Origin of the sequence: Pedobacter sp. HMWF019, assembly GCF_003061025.1 — a bacterium.
GTDB lineage: Bacteria > Bacteroidota > Bacteroidia > Sphingobacteriales > Sphingobacteriaceae > Pedobacter.
The window spans coordinates 12,104-19,443 of sequence record NZ_QAIL01000378.1 but is presented as its reverse complement, the minus strand read 5'-3'; the positions used below and the strand labels follow the sequence as shown (position 1 = coordinate 19,443).

Below are 7,340 nucleotides of genomic sequence, written 5' to 3'. Positions count from 1 at the left end.
GTCCGGGCATGGCGCAGACTTGTAATGAGTTTTTATTCAATTTAAGTATTCATATTTCTAACCTATTTCCATAACCTATTTTGCGCCATGCCTGGATTCTCCTCCCAGCTAAGCGCCCTATAAAAAAACAATATTACTCAGAGAGGACCTCAGGGTGCCTTGCCACAAGAGCGCAGCGAGGCAAGGAGTCCAGTCCTCGAAGAGTATATTGTTTTTTTCCAATAAGCTTATGCCCTTTTACACTCTTCGAAGAGTAATTTAATTTTTCAACTAGCTTACATTCCATAAATCTTTACATTTGTGCGCAATACAGCACTAGCCGCTACCGGCTAACCTGGTGCTGCACCTAAATTAAAACATACGCTGAATGAAATACCTGATCGTAGGTTTAGGGAACATAGGCCCTGAATACGCCCATACAAGACATAATATTGGATTTGATATCGCAGATGAACTCGTGAAACAATTGGGAGGCAGTTTTTCCAATATGCGCCTGGCCTATTATGCAGAATGCTCCTTTAAAGGAAGAAAGATCCATGTGATCAAGCCAACTACTTTTATGAACTTAAGTGGTAAAGCGGTAAATTACTGGATGCATGAACTGAAGATTCCATTGGAAAATATCCTTGTTCTGGTAGATGACCTGGCTATTCCATTTGGTAAGCTGAGACTGAAGCTAAAAGGAAGCAGTGCGGGGCATAATGGGTTACAGAATATTGAAGATGTATGTGGCGGGCAGAACTATCCCCGTTTGCGGTTTGGGATAGATGACAACTTCTCCAAGGGAAGGCAAATTGACTATGTACTTGCACCTTTTGACAAAGAGGAACAACCGGAATTGCCAGCACTGATTGACAAGAGTGTGGAGCTAATCAAAAGTCTGGTTACTATAGGTCCGGCACAAACCATGACCGCATTTAATAAATAGTATTCAGGCCGGTCTCTGATTCATGTTTGAGTTTTACCTCAGCAGTAGATAAGAGACCTGCCTGAGGCTATTTTACTTCTTTCGGGTATAAAAGGCAATTTTCTTGTGCAGAACATCCTGTTCAAATGGCTTGCTGATGACGTCATTGGCTCCGGCGCTCATGGCAGTCTTTTTATCATCGTCCATGACGGCTGCAGAAAAGGTAATCACAGGAATATTTTCCTTCCCGGGTGCATAGCCTTCTCGAATGAGTTTGATGGCTTCCAGTCCGTTCATTACGGGCATAAAAGTGTCCATTAAAATAAGATCATAATCGTTCTCTTTAAGCTTCTCCAGAGACTCTTTGCCGTTTTCGACCAGATCAAACTGAATGTTCCAGTCTTTCAGGATCTTTTTGATCAGAAAGGCATTAATGGAGTTGTCCTCGGCGATGAGGATCTTTACATTCTCGAAAGGTGTCAGTTTGCCACTTCCGGGAGTTTCTTCATATTTTTCGTTGCTCACGACTTCATACCAGTTTGTAAAGCAGAAGGTACTGCCTTTTTGTTCTTCACTTTTTACATTTAGGATACCACCCTTTAATTTGGCCAGATTTTTTACAATGGAAAGCCCAAGTCCTGTACCTCCAAATTTGATGGTGGTCTGTTCATCGGCCTGCTCAAAAGTTTCAAAGATCTTTTCGATATTTTCTGCAGCAATACCAATGCCGGTGTCGGTTACAGAAAACTCAATCTGAAGATTATTTCCTTTGCTGTCGAGGACTTTTACTTTAAGTGTAACCGTACCTTTTTGGGTAAATTTAATAGCATTGGCGATCAGGTTCATCAAGATCTGATTTAAACGGAGTGAATCTGCCATCACCAGTGCCGGTATTTGCTGATCATATTCGGTTAGCAGTTCAAGGTCCTTTTCTTTGGCATGGATCCGCAAGAGGTTGACCACCGAATTGCAATTTTTAATCAGGTCCGTTTCTGCACGGTTGATCTTAAACTTGCCAGCCTCTATTTTGGAGAGATCCAGGATATCATTGATGACCCCAAGTAAGGAATTAGAGGAGATTTCCAGTAACCCGACCATTTCTTTTTGTTCCTCAGTAAGAGGAGTACTGTTGAGTAAGTTTGCAATGCCGATGATGCCATTGATCGGTGTACGGATCTCGTGGCTCATATTGGCCAGAAAGTTTTCTTTAATCCGTTTCCCTTGTTCTGCCTCTTCTTTTGCCTGAATCAGCTTTTTCTGGAAGGCCTGGAGTTCCTCATTTTTCTTTTTGATGTCACGTTGTGTGCGTACAAACTGTATAAAGGAATCGACTTTTGCCGAGGTAACAAAAGGGTTTAGTGGTTTGTACAGATAATCTACGGCACCTGTATTTAGCCCCTTTACCGCATATTTGGTGTCAGTGGAAATGGCTGTTACGAAAATAATGAGGATGTCTTTGGTGCGGGGATTGCTTTTTAAGATTTCCACCAGCTCAAAGCCGTCCATTTCCGGCATTTGAACGTCCACCAAGGCTATGGAAATATCCATTTCCCAGGACAACCGGAGTGCCTCATTGGGCAAAGTTGTACTGATTACATTTACATCGTCTCTCTGCAGCAAGGCCTCCAGGGCAATGATGTTTTCCGGTCTGTCATCAACAATTAAAATGTTAATCTTTTCCATTGCTTTGTTTGTTATTCTTAGTGTGCAGCTAGGCTGTCTTTTGATAGATGTTATTTTTCTTGTCGATTACTTTAAATCTTCCTATTTCTGTACTCCGGAGCGTTTCTTTGGAGCCCAGGCACAGGAAGCCAAAATTAGCTAAACTATTATAAAAAAGATCTATAACCTTTTTTTGAAGATCTGTATTGAAATAGATCAGTACATTGCGGCAGGAGATCACCTGAAACTCATTAAAGACACCGTCTGAGGCCAGATTATGGGCTGAAAACAGAACATTCTTTTTGAGGGAATGCCGGATGGATGCTGCATCGTATTTTGCGGTATAATAATCAGACAAGGTATGTGAGGTCCCTGTCTTTAAATAGTTCTCGGAATAGAGCTTCATTTTCTTCAGGTCATAGATGCCGTCTTTTGCAAAATCAAGTACCTCAGAATTGATATCTGTACCGTAAAAGAAAGTCCGGTCGTACAGTTGTTCTTCGGCAAACAAGATGGCAAAAGAATACAGTTCTTCTCCGGTAGAGCAACCTGCGTTCCATACTTTTATGCGCTGATAGGAACGGATATAGGGTAAAATGTTTTCTTTTACGGAAGTATAAAATGCAGGGTCCCTGAACATTTCAGTTACATTAACCGTTACCTCAATCAAAAAGGATTCAAAGTAGTCCGCATCATTGGTCAGTAAAGTACGTAAATCAAACAGACTCAGATTCTGAAGTTGCATGATCCTGGTCACTCTTCTTTTCAGGGAGGCACCGGAGTAGTTGCTGAAATCAAAACCATGGATCTTGTGGATCAGGATAATCAAGTCTGCCAGCTCTGTATAACTAATGGTTTCGGGAAGATGCTCTATTTTATGTTTCATGTTTAACTTAGCCATACCCTCATCATCGAGAGCAATTGATCAATATCGACTGGTTTGGAAATATAATCGTTGGCCCCGGCCTCAATACATTTTTCTCTGTCTTGCTTCATGGCCTTTGCAGTCAAGGCAATGATAGGAACTTTGGAGAATCCTTTATTTAAACGGATGGCACGCATCGCCTCGTATCCGTCCATTTCCGGCATCATGATGTCCATGAGCACCAGGTCAATATCCTTGTTCTCCTCCAGTTTTTCGAGGGCTTCCCTGCCATTGTTGGCAATCACAATCTGGAGATCATAGCTCTGTAAAGCGCTGGATAAGGCAAATATATTTCGCATATCATCATCTGTGATTAAGACTGTTTTATCCTTCAGGGCTTTTTCGATCGTGGACACATTCTTGGTTTTTCCTTGTGAAATACTAAAGAGTGATGGATCGTCCTCTTTCCTGATCTTATTCATAAACAAACTTACTTCATCAATCAGCCTGTTGTTGGATTTGGTTGATTTCAGGACCATCGCCTCCGTATATTTCATAATATGGGAGATTTTTTCCTGGTCTAGTTCCATTGCTGTATTAATGATCACTGGGATATGGGTTAGCGTAGGTTGCGTTTTGATCTGATCCAGCAGGTCAAAGCCTGAAATATCGGGGAGGTTCAGATCCAGGATGATGCAATCAAAAGTTGTCGTTTTTAAAACATCCAATGCTTCCTGGCCTGTAAAAGCCTGGACCACTTCTATACCTTTACTGACCAGTTCTTCCTTAACAATCATGCTTTGCAGTTCCTGGTCTTCAATAAGCAGTACAGTTTTAAAGTTATACTGATCTGTATTGTTCATCAATAGGTTAAAGGCAGTGTCTAACTGGTCCTTTTCAATGGGCTTTTTCAGAAAGCCGATCGCACCCTCTTTGCGGGCTTTGTCTGTTTTTTCATCACCGGCAGACATCATATGCACCGGGATGTGTTTGGTCCTTGGATCTGCTTTTAACTTTTTAAGTATCGTCCATCCATCCATTACCGGGAGCATGATGTCCAGTACAATGGCATCAGGCAATTCAGAGAATGCCATTTCCAGTCCGGTATCACCGCTGTGGGCAAGTATAGGCTGGAAGCCTTTTTCTTTGGCATAATCTTTTAGTACATCTGCAAAGACAAGATCATCTTCTACGATGAGCAGGACATGGTCTGATTTCTTCTGTATAGGTTTAACTTCTGGTACCGCTGCTAAAGCCGATATTGTTTCGGCCGGAGCGGTTGATGTTTGAGTTTCGGTAACCTGGTTCCCTGTTGCATATTCAGCGGGAAGGAACAGTGTGAAGGTACTTCCGCTTCCCGGGGTACTTTCAATCTGGATTTCTCCGCCAAGGATATTTGCCAGCTCCCTGCTGATGGATAAGCCCAGTCCGGTGCCCCCGTATTTTCTGCTTGTAGATCCGTCAGCCTGTTGAAAGGCTTCGAAGATGAGTTTTTGTTTTTCCGCCGGGATGCCAATCCCGGTGTCACGAACTTGCATTGAAATCACATTCTGAGCTTGTTTAAGGTGTTCGGAAAAATAAGTTTTGCTTTTGGAAGAATGGCTCAGTTCCAGTGTGATCTTACCATGCTCAGGGGTAAATTTAAAAGCATTGGAAAGGAGGTTCTTTATAATCTGCTCCACCCGGGAAAGATCTGTAAGTAGCCTCTCCGGAAGTTCTTTTGCTCTGATGGTCTCAAATTCAATCTTTTTGCTGCGGGCAATTTCATTGAACAGGGATTCCATATTTTGGGTGATCTCCTGTGGTCTTACCGGTTCAATGTTCAGGTCAATTTTGCCAGACTCTATTTTGGAGAGATCCAGGATATCATTGATCAAGGTAAGAAGGTCTGTACCCGCATTGTGGATCACACCGGCATATTTGATCTGGTCTTCGGTTAGGTTTTCGGGCTTGTTTTCTTTCAGGATCCTGGCCAGGATCAGAATACTGTTTAGCGGTGTTCTCAGTTCATGGCTCATATTGGCCAGGAATTCCGATTTATATTTACTGGACACAGCAAGTTCTTCTGCTTTGAGGCTCATGGCTTCACGTGCCTGATTAACGGAGATATTCCTTTCTTCAAGTTGCTGTGCTTTTTCTTCCAGTTCAGCATTAGTTTGCCTTAGTTCTTCCTGCTGTACACGGAGTTCTTCTTCAGAAGCCATCAACTGGTCAGATTTATAGATCAGCTCCTCATTGGTGGTACGCAATTCTTCCTGCTGGCTTTCCAGTTCTTCAGCTTGTTGCTGGGTCTGCTCAAAGAGGTTTCTGAGCTGAATCCGCGCAGCTGCACTGTTGATTGCAACACCTATACTTTCGGTGATGGTTTCCAGAAATTTTTCGGTGGTTTCATCGGGACTGTCTTTCAGACCAATTTCGATTACTGCGATGGTCTCTTCTTCAAAGAGAATGGGAACTAAGTAGATACATTTAGGAAGGGTATGACCAAGACCCGAGACGATTTTTATATAGTCATCCGGAACATCGGTAAGGAGTTTCCGTTTCTTTTCCAGGGCAGTCTGACCCACCAGGCCTTCTCCCAGATGGTAGCTTTCAATTATGCCTTTTTTACGTTGATAAGCATAACCACCTGCAAGGAATAAATTTTTCTTCTTCTCGTCGGTTAAGAAGAGTGCACCTACAGGTGCCCGAAGGTAATTGCAAATTTCGGTGATGATATTGGTGGAGAGTTCCTCCATTTCCTGTTCACCGCGCATGGCCTCATTAATTGTGGTTGCGCCTGAAAGGAGCCAGTTCTTTTGCTCATTCTCAATAGACAGCTGTTCCAGCTGCGCGTTATTTTGGCGGATCTGGTCTTCTGTTTCCTTTTGCTGATCAAATGTTCTTTTGATATAAGTAAACAGGAACATGATCAGACAGAAAATCACTAAGGCACTTCCAATAACAATGGCGATGGTTTTGGTTTTGCTTTGTACTGTTGCATCGATTCTTTTTTTGAGTAGAGCCCTCTCTTCAAGAATCATTTTGGCACCTAATCTGGTCAGGTTTTCTCTTCTCATTTTTGCCTTTTCGCTCAGATAGAGTTTATAAGCCGTTTCCCTACCTTCAGATTGATCGGCCTGAAGGATCTCTTTCATGGTGCTCATCCTTTGCTGGGCAAATAATTCCAGCGAATCCACCCGTTGCGACTGGAGTGGATTGTCAATCACCATATTCTTCAGGTCATGCAGGCTGCTTTCTGCTTTGTCCAGATTATCAGTATAAGTACGCATGTACATCTGATCCTCGGTGAGGATATAACCTTTCAGTGCATTTTCGGCAGAGGTCATTTGAAGATCAACCTTCTGGGTGAGCAGCATGACTTCATAAGTGTGGTTTTCCCAGTTAGAGTCTTTGTCAAAAGATTCAATGCTTAGGTAAGAAGTAACTGCAGAAAAGAGGACAAATAGCAGGGAAACAGCAAATCCCGTAAGTACCTGTTGTTTAAATGATAGCTTGATCATATCTGTTGAAATGTGGCTTTTTATATAAGTTCAGGAAGGTCGCTCCCAGAAATTATGCAATATTACTTAATAATGGATGCAGAACTGTTAATTTAATAAATATTATCGGTGAAAATTATTTATTTTAGCCGATAATATCTATAAGTACCTTCTATGATCACAGTCTACGGCATTCCCAATTGTAATACAGTAAAAAAAGCAGCTACCTGGTTAAAGGAAGGTGGTTTTGATTTTGATTTCCATGATTTTAAAAAGAAGGGCATCGCTGCAGAAAAATTGAATGAATGGTGCGACATTTTTGGTTGGGAAAACATTCTGAATAAAAAAGGAACGACCTGGAAGAAACTGAATCCTGAAGAGCAAGAGGTGGCAAAGGACCAGGCCGGTGCTGTCCAAATTCTGC

5 protein-coding genes are annotated in these 7,340 nt (G+C 42.2%); 2 read left to right on the top strand and 3 right to left on the bottom strand.

Going from position 1 to position 7,340, the window contains the following annotated elements:
• The first annotated feature begins 367 nt into the window (after positions 1 to 367).
• Positions 368 to 928 carry an aminoacyl-tRNA hydrolase gene (gene pth / locus DBR11_RS20795; protein WP_108554537.1) on the top strand — a complete coding sequence of 187 codons (561 nt, stop codon included), beginning with the start codon at positions 368 to 370 and terminating at the stop codon, positions 926 to 928.
• A gap of 72 nt (positions 929 to 1,000) precedes the next feature.
• Here pth and DBR11_RS20790 read toward each other — a convergent pair whose 3' ends face one another.
• From DBR11_RS20790 to DBR11_RS20780, 3 genes are read right to left on the bottom strand one after another with little or no spacing between them, the layout of a single operon-like run.
• Complete coding sequence (locus DBR11_RS20790) at positions 1,001 to 2,590, bottom strand: response regulator (RefSeq protein ID WP_108554536.1); 1,590 nt, start codon at positions 2,588 to 2,590, stop codon at positions 1,001 to 1,003.
• 28 nt (positions 2,591 to 2,618) lie between these two features.
• The gene (locus DBR11_RS20785; protein ID WP_108554539.1) at positions 2,619 to 3,455 is read right to left on the bottom strand and encodes a protein-glutamate O-methyltransferase CheR; all 837 of its coding nucleotides are present in this window, start codon (positions 3,453 to 3,455) and stop codon (positions 2,619 to 2,621) included.
• A 2-nt stretch (positions 3,456 to 3,457) separates the two neighbouring features.
• Positions 3,458 to 6,937, bottom strand: a complete 3,480-nt coding sequence (locus DBR11_RS20780) for a response regulator (RefSeq protein WP_108554535.1) — start codon at positions 6,935 to 6,937, stop codon at positions 3,458 to 3,460.
• Positions 6,938 to 7,090: 153 nt separating this feature from the next.
• Here DBR11_RS20780 and DBR11_RS20775 point away from each other — a divergent pair.
• Positions 7,091 to 7,340, top strand: a 250-nt coding sequence (locus tag DBR11_RS20775; RefSeq protein WP_304594101.1) for an ArsC/Spx/MgsR family protein, incomplete at its 3' end; no start/stop codon positions are given.